At 40.2% G+C, this 17,610-nt stretch carries 14 protein-coding genes; 10 read left to right on the top strand and 4 right to left on the bottom strand.

Annotated features, from left to right (window positions below):
- The 3 genes from AAC000_RS08155 (at position 1) to AAC000_RS08145 (ending at position 3,651) form a co-directional block, all read left to right on the top strand.
- Positions 1 to 1,581, top strand: a complete 1,581-nt coding sequence (locus AAC000_RS08155) for a hydantoinase/oxoprolinase family protein (RefSeq protein WP_339721696.1) — start codon at positions 1 to 3, stop codon at positions 1,579 to 1,581.
- Entirely contained in the window at positions 1,578 to 2,666 is a 1,089-nt protein-coding gene (locus AAC000_RS08150) for a DUF917 domain-containing protein (RefSeq protein ID WP_339721695.1), read from the top strand. Before AAC000_RS08155 ends, AAC000_RS08150 begins: the two co-directional genes overlap by 4 nt.
- Positions 2,667 to 3,024: 358 nt before the next feature.
- Positions 3,025 to 3,651 (top strand): cation diffusion facilitator family transporter, encoded by a 627-nt coding sequence (locus AAC000_RS08145; protein ID WP_339721693.1) that lies wholly within the window; start codon positions 3,025 to 3,027, stop codon positions 3,649 to 3,651.
- A gap of 136 nt (positions 3,652 to 3,787) precedes the next feature.
- On the opposite strand, the gene AAC000_RS08140 is transcribed toward AAC000_RS08145, so the two are convergent.
- Both AAC000_RS08140 and AAC000_RS08135 read right to left on the bottom strand, forming a co-directional pair.
- Positions 3,788 to 4,483: an HAD family hydrolase gene (locus AAC000_RS08140; RefSeq protein ID WP_339721691.1), complete on the bottom strand. Its 696-nt coding sequence runs from the start codon at positions 4,481 to 4,483 to the stop codon at positions 3,788 to 3,790.
- A 64-nt stretch (positions 4,484 to 4,547) separates the two neighbouring features.
- Positions 4,548 to 5,381 carry a hypothetical protein gene (locus AAC000_RS08135; protein ID WP_339721689.1) on the bottom strand — a complete coding sequence of 278 codons (834 nt, stop codon included), beginning with the start codon at positions 5,379 to 5,381 and terminating at the stop codon, positions 4,548 to 4,550.
- A 390-nt stretch (positions 5,382 to 5,771) separates the two neighbouring features.
- On the opposite strand from AAC000_RS08135, the gene AAC000_RS08130 reads away from it, so the two are divergent.
- The 4 genes from AAC000_RS08130 to AAC000_RS08115 all read left to right on the top strand — a co-directional run bounded on the left by AAC000_RS08130 (position 5,772) and on the right by AAC000_RS08115 (position 11,128).
- A complete protein-coding gene (locus tag AAC000_RS08130) occupies positions 5,772 to 6,737 on the top strand; it encodes a sugar-binding transcriptional regulator (RefSeq protein ID WP_339721688.1) in 966 nt (321 codons plus the stop codon).
- A gap of 79 nt (positions 6,738 to 6,816) precedes the next feature.
- A complete protein-coding gene (locus AAC000_RS08125; protein ID WP_339721686.1) occupies positions 6,817 to 8,532 on the top strand; it encodes a hypothetical protein in 1,716 nt (571 codons plus the stop codon).
- Between the two features lie 155 nt (positions 8,533 to 8,687).
- Positions 8,688 to 10,208: a mannitol dehydrogenase family protein gene (locus tag AAC000_RS08120; RefSeq protein WP_339721685.1), complete on the top strand. Its 1,521-nt coding sequence runs from the start codon at positions 8,688 to 8,690 to the stop codon at positions 10,206 to 10,208.
- A complete protein-coding gene (locus tag AAC000_RS08115; RefSeq protein WP_339721683.1) occupies positions 10,208 to 11,128 on the top strand; it encodes a carbohydrate kinase in 921 nt (306 codons plus the stop codon). Before AAC000_RS08120 ends, AAC000_RS08115 begins: the two co-directional genes overlap by 1 nt.
- A 336-nt stretch (positions 11,129 to 11,464) precedes the next feature.
- Here the strand turns inward: AAC000_RS08115 and AAC000_RS08110 are convergent, their stop codons facing one another.
- Together AAC000_RS08110 and AAC000_RS08105 are read right to left on the bottom strand one after the other, a co-directional pair.
- Positions 11,465 to 12,142, bottom strand: coding sequence for an MnmC family methyltransferase (locus tag AAC000_RS08110; protein ID WP_339721681.1), 678 nt, complete (start codon positions 12,140 to 12,142; stop codon positions 11,465 to 11,467).
- Between the two features lie 193 nt (positions 12,143 to 12,335).
- Positions 12,336 to 12,836 carry a lactoylglutathione lyase family protein gene (locus AAC000_RS08105; RefSeq protein WP_339721679.1) on the bottom strand — a complete coding sequence of 167 codons (501 nt, stop codon included), beginning with the start codon at positions 12,834 to 12,836 and terminating at the stop codon, positions 12,336 to 12,338.
- 93 nt (positions 12,837 to 12,929) lie between these two features.
- On the opposite strand from AAC000_RS08105, the gene AAC000_RS08100 reads away from it, so the two are divergent.
- The 3 genes from AAC000_RS08100 (at position 12,930) to AAC000_RS08090 (ending at position 17,609) form a co-directional block, all read left to right on the top strand.
- The gene (locus AAC000_RS08100) at positions 12,930 to 13,802 is read left to right on the top strand and encodes a LysR family transcriptional regulator (protein WP_339721677.1); all 873 of its coding nucleotides are present in this window, start codon (positions 12,930 to 12,932) and stop codon (positions 13,800 to 13,802) included.
- A gap of 236 nt (positions 13,803 to 14,038) precedes the next feature.
- Positions 14,039 to 16,606 carry a CotH kinase family protein gene (locus AAC000_RS08095; RefSeq protein WP_339721675.1) on the top strand — a complete coding sequence of 856 codons (2,568 nt, stop codon included), beginning with the start codon at positions 14,039 to 14,041 and terminating at the stop codon, positions 16,604 to 16,606.
- A gap of 124 nt (positions 16,607 to 16,730) precedes the next feature.
- Complete coding sequence (locus AAC000_RS08090) at positions 16,731 to 17,609, top strand: polyphosphate polymerase domain-containing protein (RefSeq protein ID WP_339721673.1); 879 nt, start codon at positions 16,731 to 16,733, stop codon at positions 17,607 to 17,609.
- Position 17,610: the final 1 nt, after the last annotated feature.

Raw genomic sequence — 17,610 nt, 5'->3', positions numbered from 1 at the left:
ATGAGAATTGGAATAGATGTAGGCGGCACTCATACAGATGCTGTGATTATGCAAGGTGATGAAGTATTAGCATCCACCAAAGCCCTAACTTCCGCAGATGTTATTTCGGGAATTACTAATGCACTAGACGTCATTTTAGGCGAAAGCGGCATTTCACAGTCTGAAATTGAAACGGTAATGATTGGCACCACCCAATTTACTAATGCCATTATTGAACGACGTGAGCTAGCGCAAGTAGCAGCCGTTAGGATTGGTTTGCCTTCAGGTAACGGCATGCCTCCAATGTTGGACTGGCCACAAGATCTAAAAGACGCCCTTGATAGCGAATATTATATGCTCCATGGCGGCTATTTATATGATGGTTGGTCGTTGGCTGATATCAAGCCAGAAGAAATTACCAATATGATTAACAGCATGTTGAAAAGCGGCGTTAAAAATATTGCGATAGCGTCTGCGTTTTCGCCCATAAATTCGGCACCTGAAGAACAAGTGGCTAACGAAATACGCAAAGCAATCCCTGATGCTAAAATTACGCTCTCTCATAGTTTTGGTCGCTTGGGTTTAATGGAACGAGAAAATGCGGCAATTTTAAATACCACTTTATTACCATTTGCCGACAAAGTGGTTAGTTCGTTTTTAGGTGCATTAAAACAACGCGGTCTTGATTGTCCAGTATACATTAGTCAAAACGACGGCACCCTTATGAGCGCTGATTTTGTGCGCTCCTACCCTGCCCTAACATTTGCCTCAGGCCCCACTAACTCGTTACGAGGCGCCTACAAACTAACAGGTTTAAAAGACGCCATTGTTGTTGATATTGGCGGTACCACTTCTGATATTGGTGTACTGCAAAATGGATTCCCTCGGGAATCTAACGTCATTATCAAAATTGGTGGCGTGCGGACGAATTTTAGAATGCCTGATATTTTAGCCATTGGCTTAGGTGGCGGCAGCATTGTTTCAGACGACGGCAAGGCTATTGGACCGCGTTCAGTTGGTCACAAACTAGTTACTGAAGGATTAGTCTTTGGGGGGAATACTCTGACCACCAGCGATATTTTAGTGGCTAGCGGTGGTGCGAATATTGGCGACAAAACAAAAGTAGCACATATCACGCAGCAAACCATTAGTAACGCAAAACAAACCCTGCATTCTTTGCTTGATAACAATATAGATATGATGAAACCGGGGGGTAAATCAATGCCCGTAATACTCGTAGGTGGCGGCGCAATTTTGGTGACTGACGGCTTAGAAGCAGCATCGGATATTCATCGTCCTGAACATGCTGGTGTGGCTAATGCAATAGGTGCCGCTATTGCGCAAATTGGCGGTGAAGCTGAACATATGGTGTCTTATCGCACCTTGCCACGTGAAGAGGCGATAAAACAAGTGACTAAAGATGCCATACAGCGTGCAATTGATGCAGGCGCAGCAGCAGAAACCTTACGTACCGTGGATATCGAAGAAACCCCGGTTCCTTACATGGATGAGTCTAGCACCTGTATTCGCGTCAAAGTAATAGGTGAATTAGCAGCCTTACCGACTAATACTTCTGAAAAAATACAAGAGTCCACATTATGAAAATTGAACATAAACATTTAGAAGATTTAGCACTGGGTTCTGTTTTTTTAGCAACTGGCGGAGGCGGTGATCCCTATGTTCCGCGTTTAATAGCTGAGCAGGCAATTAAACAATTTGGAGCAGTCGAAGTAATTGACCCTAGTGAGCTTGACGACGATGCCTATGTGGTGGCGATAGGCTCAGTAGGCGCGCCTACGGTAAGCCTTGAGTTACTTCCTTCGGTTGAAGATGCAGCGAGAACTTTAGAAGCATTTGAAAAACACGTTGGAGTAGCCGTTGATGCGGTTGCTTCTTTTGAAATTGGTGGCGGGAATTCATTGATCCCCATTGTTGCTGCAGCTGGCAGAGGCCTACCCGTTATTGACGGCGACGGCATGGGCAGGGCTTTGCCAGAAGCGCAAATGATGAGTTATGCCATTGCAGGAGTGAAACCCACGCCAGCAGTTGCTTACGACTACGCAGGTAATGTTGTTACTTTCTCGACCAATAGCACTGAAGTGTATGAACGTCATATTCGTAGTCTTGCAATGGCTGCAGGTGGCATGATTACTACTGCTGAACATCCCATGACTGGCCGTGAATTAAAAAACTCTATCATTCCGGGCACGCTCTCATTCTCAATTAAACTTGGGCAAACTCTGCGCGAGAATCGCGGCTTAGCTACCGATATGCTTGCACCTTTACAGGCACTTTTTAAAGATTCAATTTATGGTGAGTGTCGCTTAATTTTTACTGGAAAAGTAATAGATAAAGCCACTCGAATTGTCGGCGGCTATGACATTGGCGAAGCGACTATTGAATCTTTTGAGAACAACAACTCATCTCTTACTGTAAGCATAAAGAATGAATACTTACTTGCCCGCAAAGGCGATAAAGTGGTTGCTAGCGTGCCTGATTTGATCGTAATTGTTGACTATGAAAGCTCTACACCAATAAATGCAGAACGTTTACGCTACGGCCAACGAGTGGCAGTATTTGCGGTAGGCTGTCCACAGTTCTATCGCTCGGAAAATGCCCTTAAAGTAGTGTCTCCTCGAAATTTCGGCTTTGATTTAGATTATATTGCGTTAGAGGATATTACATAATTAGCCCAATCTTGTTAGTGAAACCTTTTACTTGTGAATGAATAGACATGCCATTAACTCGAATAGGATTACCATGATTAAATCGAAAATCAGTGAACAATCACACGCAGATTAGCGCAACAATTCACTAAGGCTTGCAGACGTTTTTCGAATTGCTGCAACTCATATTGGGCGAAACGGATCTGTTGAAGTTGTTTGGAAATCAAACTCACCACTCTCTTCATAATAACGAGTAGTATTTGTACTCACCCTTGTGAGCTAATTGATTTATTTTCATTTGAGATTGACCTTACTGTTACTGGAAGGTTTATTCTATCTTTAACAAACACTATCAATCCCTATTTTTAGCGAGGTTCGCATGAGTGAATGCTGCGGTGTAAATGCTCAAGATAAACAGCAACGTACTTTATTGTGGACGGTGTTATTACTTAATGGTGCAATGTTTTTTGTAGAGTTTATTGCTGGGTGGTTAGCACAATCAAGTGGCTTAATGGCCGATTCACTGGATATGTTAGCAGATGCGATGGTGTATATGGTTGGCTTATATGCAGTAGGAAAAGCCATACAACACAAGGCTAAAGCAGCATTATTTAACGGTAGTTTACAATTGTTTCTTGCAGCACTGATTTTACTGGATGTACTGCAGCGTTTAATTTTTGGTAGTGAGCCACAAACCCACATAATGTTGTGGATTTCACTTTTAGCATTCGCAGTTAATTTATTCTGTTTTATTTTGCTGTCACGTTACCGTTCTGGGGATATCAATATGCGCGCCAGTTGGATTTGCTCGCGTAACGACATGGTAGCGAACCTTGGTGTAATGGTATCAGCGGGCTTAGTCATATGGCTAGATTCAGCGATCCCTGATTTAGTTATCGCAATCATTATTGCTGTGGTGATAATACAGTCATCATTAAAAATAGTGAAAGAATCTAGAGGCATACTCAAGGATCACAAAAAACCTAAACCTTCTTGTTGTGGCTAGAGGAATAGTTAACAGCATTTAAGTCAAATTGCTGTGGCTCTATAGCACTAGGGCAAGTGATAGAAAAACCGTATCGAATGGAAAAGTTTGCGAATCAAAACATCTCACTGTTGCTCACAAGTGTCAATGAGAGGATCTACATCTGAACTTTTTGATCACTATCTATTTCAAAGAGTAAGTGGTTTAGCTGATCCCAATGGGTAATTGTATGCACATCATCATGATAACTGTGATGAATCAAATGACTCGCACCCGCATACCTAATGACTCGCATATTGGCAGCCTTTGCACCTTGAATACCCGCTTGCGAATCTTCAATTACCAAACAATGTTCAGCTGCCACCCCCATCTTATTTGCTGCATGTAAAAATAAGTCTGGCGCTGGTTTGCCATTTTTCACTTCGGAAGCCGTAAAGACATTACCAGAAAAATACTCATTTAAAGCAGTGGCTTGCAGTGCATGGCCCACCTTAGCAGGGCTACTACTGGTTGCAACGCAAGACTTCACAGATAATTTTTCTAACATGCTATCCAACTTAACAGTAGGCTTTAACTCTGTAGTAAAGACTGCTAACAATGCATCTCTGTATGCAAAGCGAAATTCGTCAGTCAACACAAGTGAAAAATCCGCTAAGACTTTTGCGGTAACATGCTCAAAGTTATATCCTAAAAAATGAGTGTAAAAGTACTCATCAGATACATTGGCACCTAAGTCGTTGAGCATCTTAAGCAAGGTTTGTTTACTTAAAATTTCACTATCAACTAACACACCATCACAATCAAATATGATTAACTCGATGGGATTACCTAGCAAATAATTAGCCAAAGTCATAATAATAAAAACCTATTTGTGTTTACTGATGAGCGTTCGATTTTATATATAAGGACACTAAAAATCAGAATAAATTAACAGCGACTTGTAGCGCACCGTGATTTAACGCAGGATTCCACATTGCCGTTGCTGAAACAGGTAAACTATATCCAGCAACTTTAAGTTGCTTTTTATAGGTCAAACCGAGGTTGTTAATATTCGCATTGTCAGAATAGAAGTTTTTTTCTTGCATTGGAGAAAAAGCGCCGCCTATAAACACATCAACCGTTTCACCGTCTTTACCTTTCCAAACGGGTGCATTGATTTCTATATAGTTAGTGTAAGCACGTTCCTTTTTACCCGAATCAGCATCCACAAAAGAATCAACGCCTTGCACAATAACCGAATAATAAACTGAAATAGGCATATCGCCTTCAAAGGTATAACCAAGACCTATATCAATAAAATTACCGGTTTTTAAAGGATCTGAAGAATAATCAAATATGTCCACATCACTGTCAGGGATAGATGAATGGTTACCATGATTAACAATTTCAACAAACAGCTGATCAGAAAATTGGTGGGAAGCAAAATAAGTAAACTCTTTGAACTCACCATTAAAAGAACCTCCGCCCCATAAGCCAAAAGTGGATTTATTGTCGGCAGTTTTATAGGTCAATTCACCAGCAGTCATTACACCGTCAGTGACTATAAATCCATGCCAAAGGTGATTAGTTTTAAGGTCGAAACTTAAATCCCACCTCGCTGTATTTTCATTCGCAAAGCTTAGAGAGCTGAAACTAAATAAACAGTATGTCGCTATTAAAAAAATTGATTTCACGGGGTTGATTAACATTTTACTCTCTCCAAAAACAGTGGCTTTAGTGAATGATGATTGATTGGATTTAGCTAAATGCATCGTCAATTCTTTGAAAAATTTTATGACCGACAATCACGCTGAGCATATGCCCAACTGGCGGGCATTTTCCACATTACGGATATTCAGGTCAATCTATTTATTTACAAAAATTTAATATAACCTTCGATTATTTTTAATAACTTAAATATATTCAATGACTTACAAGAACAACTAAAATTATAAAATCCCCTTTTAGCTTTATAACTCTGGCATTAAGTCAAACCAGCAGATCAAGCATTGTTATTATTTTGTTTGTTTTTTGTATAAAAAAGACACTATAAAATGTTGACATACTAACAAACAACTGAGAATATGCCCCGCAGTTGAGCATAAGCTCAAACCTATTAACATTTGTTTTTAGACGCAAGTAGCAATAAAAAAGGCATCCTTATGGATAACAGATCAACAACTGAATTAAAACGTTTAGAAGACGCCGCTCGCGCAGCATGGTTATATTATGTGGCCAAAAATACACAAGATGAAATCGCCCAAAAATTAGAAGTGTCTCGCCAATCTGCGCAACGATTAGTTGCCCTTGCTGTAACTGAAGGATTGATAAAAGTGCGTCTGGACCATCCGATTGCACAATGTATGGAGTTAGCGCAACAGTTAAAAGATAAATTTGCTTTACTGGATTGCGAAATAGTTCCTAGCGATCCAGCCACTCCTGACGCAAATCACGGTTTAGCACAATGCAGTGCCGCAATTCTAGAGCGTTACTTAAAATCAGAAACGCCAAAAACATTGGCCTTTGGCACAGGTAGAGCCCTAAAAGCCTGTATCGATGAATTGCCTTCCATGCAATGCCAACAACACAAAATTGTGTCCCTTGTAGGTAATATGATGGCAGATGGCTCGGCCTCAGCCTTTGATATTGTGGTAACCATGGCAAATCGTATCAACGCTAAACATTTCCCAATGCCCCTTCCCGTCATTGCATCTAGCGTCTCTGAAAAAAACACTTTGCAAAACCTGCAGCCAGTTAAAAGCATTTTTAGCTTAATTGAACAAGCCGACGCCACTTTTGTGGGCATAGGTCAAATTACCGACAATTCACCTTTGTTATTAGACGGCTTCATTACTGATTCTGAATTGAGTCATTTGAAAAATGATGGCGCTTATGGAGAAATTGTGAGTTGGCTGTATGACAAAAATGGTCAGCTTCTTTCTAATGCTACTAATGATCGCGTAGTCAGCGCGCCATTAACCATTAATGCGTCTAAACCTGTTTATGGTATTGCCGCGGGTACTGACAAAGTGCTAGCAATTTATGCTGCCCTTAAAGGTAAATTAATTAATTCGCTTATTACAAACGAGTATACCGCCCAGGCCATACTCGCATTGTCATCAAAGTAAACATTCTAAATTCTAGTTTAAAAATACTATCGCTTATCTGCATGTTTACACAACGATGGTGATAATGAGGAAAATAAAAATGGCTAATACTCAAACAGATAACGCTTTTCATGAAATAAATGAAGAACAAATGCCAGTCGCAAAAAATAAATTGCATGGCTGGAAACATTTTGCTGGTTTATATGCAGGTGAGCATGTTGCTGCCACAGAATTTGTTATCGGTGCCACCTTTGTCGCGTTAGGTGCATCCACCAGAGATATTTTATTAGGTTTGTTAATTGGCAATCTATTAGCCATGTGTTCATGGTGGTTATTAACGGCGCCCATAGCCGTTGAAACACGTTTAAGTTTATATAATTACCTCAATAAAATTGCCGGTAATTCCATGACCAAACTTTATAATTGGGCGAATGTGGTGATATTTTCGGTGATCTCCGCAGCCATGATTACAGTGTCCTCCACCGCAGTCAGGTTTGTGTTTGATATCCCTGCGCAACTCAATTGGTATCCTAATAGTTTTTGGTTTGTTGCCATTGTACTGGCAGTAGGATCTATAGTGGTGTTGGTTGCTATGTATGGTTTTTCAACCGTAGCTGATTTTTCGAAAATTTGTGCGCCTTGGCTGTTTGTTATCTTTATTGCAGGCTCATTTACTTTATTTCCAGCCCTATCACATCATGTATTAGGCGCTACCACGCTGACTGGTTGGGGCGACTTTATCACTATTGGAGATCACTCCATTTGGACAGGTTTTACCGGTGATGGTGAAAAAGGCATAGGGTTGATAGAAGTCATAGGCTTTGCCTGGGCAGCTAACTCTATCACTCACTTTGGCTTAATTGACATGGCTATATTTCGTTTCGCTAAAAAGAAAAGTTACGGCTTATTTTCCGGTGTCGGCATGTTCTTTGGACATTATTTAGCGTGGATCTCAGCCGGGATTATGGGTGCAGGTGCCGCAGTTTTACTTAAAACCACTATTACCTCACTAGATCCAGGTGATGTGGCTTATCACGCATTAGGCTTAACAGGCTTTGTGATTATTATTATTGCTGGATGGACCACCGCAAACGCTAACTTGTATCGTGCTGGTTTAGCTGCTCAGTCTATTTTTGTTAATCAATCACGTGAAAGAACGACCGCTGTAGTGGGTGTGGTGACAGTAATCATTGCTTGTTTTCCTTTTGTGTTTTCACAAATGTTGCCGCTACTTACTTATGCAGGTTTACTTGTTGTGCCCGTTGGCGGCATTGTATTTGCTGAACATACTATATTTCCCAAAATCGGCTTAACGCGATATTGGGCTAAGTATCAAAATATCTCTCGGAGTATTCCAGCCATTGCCACTTGGGCGTTAGCCTTGACATTTGGCTTTGGATTAAATGCATTAGATGTGATGTCTTTTTATTACTTATTCATTCCTACTTGGATATTCAGCATCGTTGTTTACACCTTGCTAGCAAAAAAATATGGCGCTGATAAAGATTACACCCAAGAAATTGCAGCTGAAGTACTGGAACAACAACAAATTGTTGCTTTTCAAACCGACCAAGCTATTGATGATAAACCTTTTATTCATGATACCAGTGGCATAAGCAAACTACTCAATGCAGTATCGGTTATCTCCTTGTTGATCATTACTGGCTTTGCTTGTCAGGTTATGTTTTTCAGCGAAAGCATGCATATTTATGATGTCAATAAGGCGCAGTTCGAACTGTACTGCTTCATCTTTACCATCACCTATTTTGGCAGTGCCTATATGTCACTTAAACGTCAAAAAGCACTGAATAGCTAGTTAACAAATAAACACCTAAGGTGTCACTTCAGTCGTTGTTGCAATGAAATAAAACAACGGTTGTAGTGACAAAAACAATCGTAAAACTGATTAGTCTGCAGCATCACTCGTCAGAATATATTGTGGGTAGAATCCTACATTGAAAGGCAAAACACATGAGTAACAATCAATTAAAGCAAGCAAATTTAGCTAATTTACCCAGCCATATCGATATTCCTAGGTATGACCGCAGCCAACTTAAAGCGGGAATTGTGCATATAGGTGTGGGCGGATTTCATCGTGCACACCAAGCAATGTATATTAACGAGCTTTTACAAACCCCTGGATCAGAACAATGGGCAATTTGTGGTATAGGATTATTAGAAAACAATCGTAGCTTACGAGACATTTTAGTTAAGCAAGACTACCTATATTCCTTGGTGGTCCGTCATCCCAATGGGCAAATCGATAATAAAATCATTGGGTCAATGATCGATTTCATTTTTGCACCAGACAACAAACAAAAGGTGATTGATAAACTAGCTAATATCGACACCAAAATTGTATCTTTAACCATTACCGAAGGGGGTTACAACATTGACCCTTTAACAGGTGATCTTGATTTAGATAATCCAGATATTGCGCATGACATTGCTCATCCCAATGATCCTAAAACGGCATTTGGTTACATTGCAGCAGCATTAAAAATACGCAAAGCTAATAATAGCCAAGCCTTTACCGTGCAATCTTGTGACAACATTCAACACAATGGTGTGGTAACAAGAAAAATGTTACTGAGCTTCACTGCGCAACTAGATCCTGAATTAAGCCAATGGATAGCCCAATATGTTGCGTTCCCCAATGCCATGGTTGATCGCATCACCCCCGTCACCACAAAAGATGATATTGATTATGTTGCACAACATTTTGGTTTAACAGATGAATGGCCTATTACTTGTGAATCATTTGCACAATGGGTAATTGAAGATAACTTTAGTGATGGCCGTCCTAATTGGGATTTAGCGGGTGCGCAATTTGTCACTGATGTCACGCCATTTGAGAAAATGAAAATTCGCCTATTAAACGCCGGTCATTCAGTATTAGGATTACTCGGTTCAATTCATGGTTATGGAACCATAGATGAAACCATATCTGACAAAGGCTTTTCCGATTATCTCCGTGCTTTTATGGACTTAGAAGTCACACCTTTATTAGACGAATTAGACGGCATTAATTTAGAACAATACAAAGACACCCTAATTGAGCGTTTTTCCAATCCGAATATAAAAGACAGTTTGGTGCGAATTTGTTCTGAAAGTTCAGCCAAATTACCCAAGTTTATTATTGCCACTGTTCACGAAAACTTAGCTGCGGGTCGCGATTGTTCGTTAGCCGCTTTAGTCATTGCCACCTGGTGTTTATACAGTGATAAACAAGTGAATCAGCAACAAGAAGCAATAGATATTCAAGACGTAATGGGAGACGAACTCGCAGAATATGCTCACCAAACAACCAACCACAAACTCTCTTTCTTAAAACTAGAAGGGTTATTTGGTGACTTAATGTCACAAGCTGCGTTTAGCCAAGTATACGCTGATGCTATTGAGGCACTGTACTCACCAACAAGTAATATTAAAAATATTATGAAAAATACCCTTGAGAACAAGCAACATGCCCTTGCCCTGGAGACTAAATAATGAGCGGCGTATTGATTAATCATAAAGCAACCAGTGATATCTCTATCAATTGTTTTGGTGAAATATTATGGGACTGTTTTGCCAGTGATAAGCGTTTAGGCGGCGCACCATTAAATGTTTGCTTACGATTAAATGGACTAGGAATCCGGGCTAAAATATTAAGTGCTGTTGGTGAAGATACGTTAGGTAAAGAGCTACTCGAGGAGTTAGATAAACGCCACATCAATACCGACTTTATTGCGATTAATCCTGATAAAAAAACCAGTACAGTTGAAGTTAAATTAGACGCTCAAGGTTCAGCTTCCTACGAAATTGTAGCGGATACAGCTTGGGACAATATTGGATTAACAGCTGCGCTATTAGAGCAGGTGAGTTCGTCAGACATTTTTGTATTTGGCAGTCTAGTAGGTCGCCAACAAGTGTCATTAAACACTTTAAAACAGTTGCTCGAAGTCGCAGACTTTAAAATTTTTGATGTGAACTTACGCAAGCCACACTATGACATTAAAACACTAGTGGAGCTGATGCACTGTGCTGACTTCATTAAACTTAACGACGATGAATTATATGAAATAGCTCAGGCTATGGGTTCTAAATTTCACTCTTTAGAGCAAAACCTTGAGTTTATCGCCGATAAAACCAACACTGCAAATATGTGTGTTACAAAAGGCTTTCATGGGGCATTACTGAGAATTAATGGCGTAAATTATTATAATTCTGGCTACTTAGTAAAGGTGGTGGATACGGTTGGTGCGGGAGACTCATTTTTAGCTTCATTAATCTATCAATTGTGTCATACAACAAACCCTCAATACGCTATAAACTTTGCTTGTGCGGTGGGTGCTATGGTGGCACAACACAAGGGTGCGACTCCCGAATTGTCTATTGCTGAAATTGAAAAGTTTATTGATCCTGTTTAATTAAAGGTGTGCATGGACAAATACTAGAGCATCAACTCGATTACATCATCCTGTACCGCTGCACCCCAAGCATAATAAACATCACAGGGCTTGTACTTGTTGAATACAAGCCCTAGATTTATGCTATTAATGTTCTACTTTGAGCTGCAGATTAAGACTCGCACTTAATGATAGCTCACAACCACCATCACTTAGTTTATGCCTACAATTGACTCGAAATACAGTTGCAAAAACCTATCACAAAAACGCATCCCATTTAGATTAAAGGCAATATTGCCGCTTATCCTTTACGTTCAGAAAGGCCATACCTTGCAAGACTATCAAACACAACTAACGCTAAGGCTTACGTCCTAGAAATATTGTGTGCCTACTACCCTTTCCTGGACGTGCTCGAACAATACGAGTATCAGCTTGAAAACCGGCATTTTTTAAGCGAACAGTGAATAAATAGTCGGGACCAGCTGACCATACGGCCAACATACCTTTAGGTCTAAGTGTATCGTATATTTCTTGCAAACCTTGGGGCGAATAAATACTACTATTGTCCTTATGTGTCAGTCCCTCAGGGCCATTATCCACATCCAACAAAATAGCATCAAAAGTAGGTTTGCTAACTTTTAGTAATTCTCTTACATCACCTATATGTACTTTAGCACGGGGATCTTGCAGGGGGTGTTTAGCGCAGTTGCCTAATGGTCCTTGATTCCAAACAACCACCTCCGGAATAAGTTCTGCCACTGTCACTTGAGAGTGTTCATTTACTGCTTTCAGTGCGGCTGCCAAGGTATACCCCATACCTAAGCCCCCTACTAATACCTGCGCATTATCTACAGATTTAAGATGGGCACAGCCTAGTTCAGCCAATACTTTTTCTGAATTATATAAACGGCTATTCATTAGTTCACCGCGTATACCGGACAAACGAATAGAAAATTCGTCCCCCCTCTGGGAAAACTTTAATACGCCACCATTATTCGGAATTTGTGCGCTGCCAAGTTCAGTCCAAGGATTCATATAATTGCCTAATAAAAATGTCTATAAATTGAATTTTAGACAGGTACTTTACCATAAATGAATCGGCAAAATTTATTCATCGCAAGTATCTTAGAGATAAGTTGGGTTGACTAAAATGACTCCATCAAGGACCAACGATAACAACTATAAAAGGCTCACAATCTAAGAGATTGTGAGCCACAAGATTGCCTAACTAATAAGCGCCAGCAGCATAGGTTAATTCGTAGCTATGGCTGTATATTTCCAAAATATTTCCAAAAGGGTCTTCCATGTAAATCATGCGATAGGGTTTTTCACCAGGGTAGTAATATCGAGGTGCCTGCATACGTTTCTTGCCACCTGCAGCCACAATTTTTTCGGCTAAGCCTTCTACATCAGGATCTTGAACACAAAAATGAAAGACCCCAGTTTTCCAATATTCGAAGTTATCTTCTGGGTTTTCTTGCCCCTTAAATTCAAATAACTCCACACCTATCCTGTCGCCAGTAGATAGATGTGCAATACGAAAATGCTCCCAGCCAGCACCAAAAACATCGGTACACATTTCACCAATGGCGGAATCATCTTCAGTGATTTCTGTGGGTTTCATAATAAGATACCAACCAAGTACTTCTGTATAAAATTTTACTGCCGCTTCTAAGTCAGGCACAGAAATACCAATGTGAGAAAAAGTACGTGGATAAGTTTTGTTCATTTTATTTACTCCGTTTTGTTAATGATAAAAGTATACACCCCAGAATTAATCACATAAAATTATCATTTATTATCAACATAAGTACACTTTGTAATGATAAATCACCTTTGGTTAAAAACGTTTTGTACCCTAGTAGAGGTGACACACTTCACACAAACAGCTGAAAAGTTGTTTATGACTCAGTCAGGTGTAAGCCAACACATTAAAAAATTAGAAAAACAGCTGGATAGGCAATTATTAATCAGAGAAGGCAAGACCTTTTCATTAACCGCAGCGGGACAACAGCTGTATCAAAAAGGTATTGAGTTGTTACGTGCGAGTGATGAGTTGGAGACTTTGGTTAGACAAGATGAAGCCACTATCGGCACAGTAAAAATTGCCTCCCCCGGAAGTGTTGGCCTAAAGCTTTACCCCCACTTGCTTGATATACAACAAGCTCACCCCGCATTGGTTATAGACTATAATTTTGCGCCAAATAAAAATATTGAACAAGAACTGGTCAATCGTAATATAGATTTGGGCCTGATCACCCAGTTGAGTCAACTGGGCAGTCTGACTAGTCTTAAAGTTGCCGATGAACCTCTAGTGTTAGTGACGCCTTCAGAGGTAAAGTCCATTCAATGGTCAAACCTAGTTGCACTGGGTTTTATCTCGCATCCTGATGCAGCACATCATGGTCAACTGTTACTTGGTGAAAATTTCTCAGAATTTGAGCACATAGAGCAACTGCCCCATAAGGGCTTTTCTAATCAGATTAGTTTAATTTTAACCCCTGTTAGTAAGGGCTTAGGTTTTACCGTATTACCATTGTATGCAGCAAGGGCATTTGCGGCGCAAAACCTGATAAGGATCCATCGCTTAGAAAAATCAGTCTGTGAAAGTCTGTATTTATGTTTCAATCGCCGCACTCCTCTGAGCAATAGAAGCAAGTTTATAAAATCTACCCTGCTTAGCTTTCTGACTTAAGTAAGGAAGCTCAATCATGACCCACAATTCAAATGTAAAAGGAGGGCTCAAGCTCACTTACCCTTAATCCCCACCTGGTATTCACCTATCATTTTTACTCAGAAATTTCCCCGCACTATGGAGTATTCCTGTACAAAACTACCCTAGGTTTCCTCATTTTTTGCACATTCATTACACTTTTGTTGCACTTTTATTTCATAGCATAAATAAAACTTTTCTTTCCGATGAGAATTATTATGACCCGTAACTTACTTTATACGTTTCCGATAGTCGTTTTTGCCGTCTTGATGCTCAGCTGCGGTGGTTCAAGTGATGACTCGGTTACAACAGATGTATCAAATGACGATGACACTACAGTTGTCGATCACTCATCTAATGCCTTAGTGATTAATGAAATAGTTGCCTCTGCGACAGACGATGGAAATGACTGGATTGAATTTTATGCCATCTCTGATATCGCTGACTTATCCATTTATAGCATTGTTGATGACAGTAGCGATCGCGAAGCACAAGCTCTTCCAGCCATCGCCTTAAATGCCGGAGAGTTTATTGTTGTTCAAGCAATTGATGAAGACGACACGCCACCTGAAGACCAATATTATGTGACCTTCAAACTAGGCGGTGACGACGCTGTAACTCTTTATGAAAATGCCCTACAAATAGATCTGTTAGATTGGGAAGAAGGCGATGCGGCAAAGGGCTACAGCTATGGTTTATATGTAGACGGCACAGGTACAGCACAAACCATGTTACCTACAGCAGGTGCAGCTAATGAAAAATTAACTACAGAAGTGGTGGTATACGACAGTATCACCAACAATGATGCCCAATTACGAGTGAACGAAGTTGTTGCCAAAGATGCAAGTGACGGCTACGACTGGATAGAGTTTTACGCCTCTGGTAACACGTCCGTTTTTCTCGGTGATTACTCAGTAGCAGATGAAGACGGCGAGCTTTTTGCTTTACCTTCGCAGACCCTATCTCCCGGTGAATTTTATCGTGTTTATGCCAGCGGAGAAGCGGTAGACGGTTTAGATACTGTGAATTTCAAATTGGGATCATCAGATCAAGTAAGTTTGTTTTTAGGTGCAGATTTAATAGACCAATTAAGTTGGAAAAAACAACAGGCTTTGTTGGGAACCAGCTTTGGTCGCTACCCTGATGGCAGTGATCGTATTGCTACATTACTCCCTACAGCTACAACAGCCAATGTGCTTGCCACGCACGGCCCATTAGTGATCAATGAAGTTGTTGCTTCACAAACCGATGACAGTAACGATTGGTTTGAATTATACAACAACAGCGACAACGCAATTGTGCTGAGTGACTATCAAATCATTGATAGCAGCGATGATATCGAACCTGTTACTTTACCTGAAATAATATTAGCAGCAGGTAGTTACGCTGTTATTTACGCCGTTGATGAAGACCCAGGCAGTAATTTTGTACCTTTTAAGCTAGGTAAAGAAGATGAATTGAGCTTAATGCACAATGGCGAAACGGTTGATTATATTGACTGGCAAGAAAGTGATGTGTCAGCAGGTTACAGTTATGGTTTAAGCACCGATGGGGGCTGGGCATTCAACACCCTAACGCCTACCCCAGGAACGACTAACAAACTACCAGAGGTTTATGCCCAAGACACAGTTGAATCGATCTATTTTGAAATTGATGCAGACCAATGGCAGGACCTATTAGATAACGCCACCGATGAGGAATACCATTTAACCGCGGTTACCTACAAAGGCGTAACCTTAGATGAAGTCGCAATTAGAACTAAAGGCAACTCTAGCTTAAGTTCTGTAGCCAGATCTGGAGGTGAACGTTATAGCTTTAATATTGATGTGAATGAATATGTTGACGGACAAAAGTTACTCGGCATGAAGAAATTTGTGCTCAATAATATGTTCAACGACCCTTCCTACATGCGTGAGTATATTGCCTATGAATTATTAGATGAAATGGGCGTTGCGACACCACAACATAGTTACGTGAATGTTTATGTTAATGACGAATTAAAAGGTTTGTATTTATTAGTTGAATTCATCAACGGCGACTTTGTTGAAAAACACTTTGATAACGCGGAAGGTGATTTGTACAAGCCAGATGGTGTTGGCAGTGATTTACAATGGATAGATGACGATTTTGCTAGTTACAGCGATGTCGAATTAAAAACCAACGAAGACTCGTCTGATAATGGCGCCTTTATGAATTTCGTTTATGAAATGGAATTTGGTGATGGCGAAAGTGTGATAGATCACGATTCTGTGTTGCGCTATATGTCGGTTAGTGTCGCCCTATCAAACCTCGATAGTTATCACGGCGCACTTGACCATAACTATTACATTTACGAACAAGATAATGTGTTTTCTATGTTGCCTTGGGACTTAAACGAATCCTTTGGTTCATTCAGCATGGGCTGTAATCGCGCTGATATTAGGGAGTTATATATAGATGAACCTACAGACGGTGCTTTAGCAAATAAACCACTGATTGCCCATGTATTCGGTAACGCTGAGCATTTAGAGACTTATCATGGTTATTTAAACGAGTTGATTGATGGCTCCTTGTCAAGTAGTGCCTTTGCAGCTCGGGTGGCGAGTATTGCCGACTTAATTAGTGAACATGTTGCCAATGACCCCAGCGCTTTTTATTCCTATTCACAATTTGTACAAAACCAAACAACGACCGTTAGTGGTTTTTATGGGCTGACATCCTTTATTGAATATCGGGTTGCTAATATGAAGCAGCAACTTGATGGAACCATTCCTTCAGCGGGTAATGGCAGCGGATTCTGTAATTAATACCAAGTTTAAATGTAACGAGTCGAACGCGGTTAAAACCTAGTGAGCTGATCCAAGAAGTTTTGCATCAGCTCAACTATCCCGCTCCAACAATTCAGTATTACAATAACAGAGAGCACTCATTATGCTTAATGCACCAATCGATGACCCACAGCTATCCCTAAACAATCTATGGTTAGGATCAAAGTCTGCAATTCCCCCCCAAAAAGTGAATCACAATGACGAGCTGATTGAAATCCTCAATGGATTTCACAGCCATCAACTTGCCGATTTGGACAAAGCGAATTTAATGGACAGAGTGGACGTGAAATTCATGCTACCTATGGCCTTTTTGCCAGCTTTGTTAAAACAACTGCAAACTTATTACAGCGTTTTAGAAATTAACAACAATCGAATATCAGAGTATTACAACCAATATTTTGATACCCGAAACATGGACTTTTACCAACACCATCACAATGGCAAACTGAATCGTTTTAAAGTTCGCCAAAGAACCTATCTCGACACAGATACCAGATTCTTAGAAGTGAAATTTAAGAATAATAGAAAACGCACCCTCAAGACGCGTATTAGTTGCAGTGATAACGCAAAAAGTGATGACAACTGTCACCACTTTATTCATCAACAAATGGGTACTACTTTTGATAATTTAGTGGTGAGCCAACAAAGCGGCTATCAACGTATTGCTTTAGCAAATGAAGCCAGTGCCGAACGCTTAACCCTTGATTTTAACCTTTGGTATCAATTAGCTGACGCCTCCAAAAAAGTGACTCCTAGAGGCTTTTTTATTGCTGAATTAAAACAACATAAGCGTTCCAAACTTTCCCCATTTTTTCAATTAATGTCCAAAAACAGTATTTATCCTGCTGCATTTAGCAAATATTGCATAGGCTGTGCTTTGTTATACAACAACACCCTTAAAACCAACCAATTCAAAACTGTATTAAGGCAAATAGAAAAATATTCATTATCCAATCATCACCCCATTCAGTTGAGTAGCTAAC

This window comes from uncultured Paraglaciecola sp., from assembly GCF_963977085.1.
Lineage (GTDB): Bacteria > Pseudomonadota > Gammaproteobacteria > Enterobacterales > Alteromonadaceae > Paraglaciecola.
Note: the sequence above shows the minus strand (reverse complement) of the source record. Positions and strands in the feature narration are given on the sequence as shown.

Coding starts and splice junctions, on each gene's coding strand:
- AAC000_RS08130 (WP_339721688.1), top strand. CDS start 5,772: ATGGATAACAGATCAACAACTGAATTAAAACGTTTAGAAGACGCCGCT.
- AAC000_RS08140 (WP_339721691.1), bottom strand. CDS start 4,483: ATGACTTTGGCTAATTATTTGCTAGGTAATCCCATCGAGTTAATCATA.
- AAC000_RS08090 (WP_339721673.1), top strand. CDS start 16,731: ATGCTTAATGCACCAATCGATGACCCACAGCTATCCCTAAACAATCTA.
- AAC000_RS08115 (WP_339721683.1), top strand. CDS start 10,208: ATGAGCGGCGTATTGATTAATCATAAAGCAACCAGTGATATCTCTATC.
- AAC000_RS08155 (WP_339721696.1), top strand. CDS start 1: ATGAGAATTGGAATAGATGTAGGCGGCACTCATACAGATGCTGTGATT.
- AAC000_RS08110 (WP_339721681.1), bottom strand. CDS start 12,142: ATGAATCCTTGGACTGAACTTGGCAGCGCACAAATTCCGAATAATGGT.
- AAC000_RS08100 (WP_339721677.1), top strand. CDS start 12,930: ATGATAAATCACCTTTGGTTAAAAACGTTTTGTACCCTAGTAGAGGTG.
- AAC000_RS08150 (WP_339721695.1), top strand. CDS start 1,578: ATGAAAATTGAACATAAACATTTAGAAGATTTAGCACTGGGTTCTGTT.
- AAC000_RS08135 (WP_339721689.1), bottom strand. CDS start 5,381: ATGCATTTAGCTAAATCCAATCAATCATCATTCACTAAAGCCACTGTT.
- AAC000_RS08120 (WP_339721685.1), top strand. CDS start 8,688: ATGAGTAACAATCAATTAAAGCAAGCAAATTTAGCTAATTTACCCAGC.
- AAC000_RS08105 (WP_339721679.1), bottom strand. CDS start 12,836: ATGAACAAAACTTATCCACGTACTTTTTCTCACATTGGTATTTCTGTG.
- AAC000_RS08125 (WP_339721686.1), top strand. CDS start 6,817: ATGGCTAATACTCAAACAGATAACGCTTTTCATGAAATAAATGAAGAA.
- AAC000_RS08145 (WP_339721693.1), top strand. CDS start 3,025: ATGAGTGAATGCTGCGGTGTAAATGCTCAAGATAAACAGCAACGTACT.
- AAC000_RS08095 (WP_339721675.1), top strand. CDS start 14,039: ATGACCCGTAACTTACTTTATACGTTTCCGATAGTCGTTTTTGCCGTC.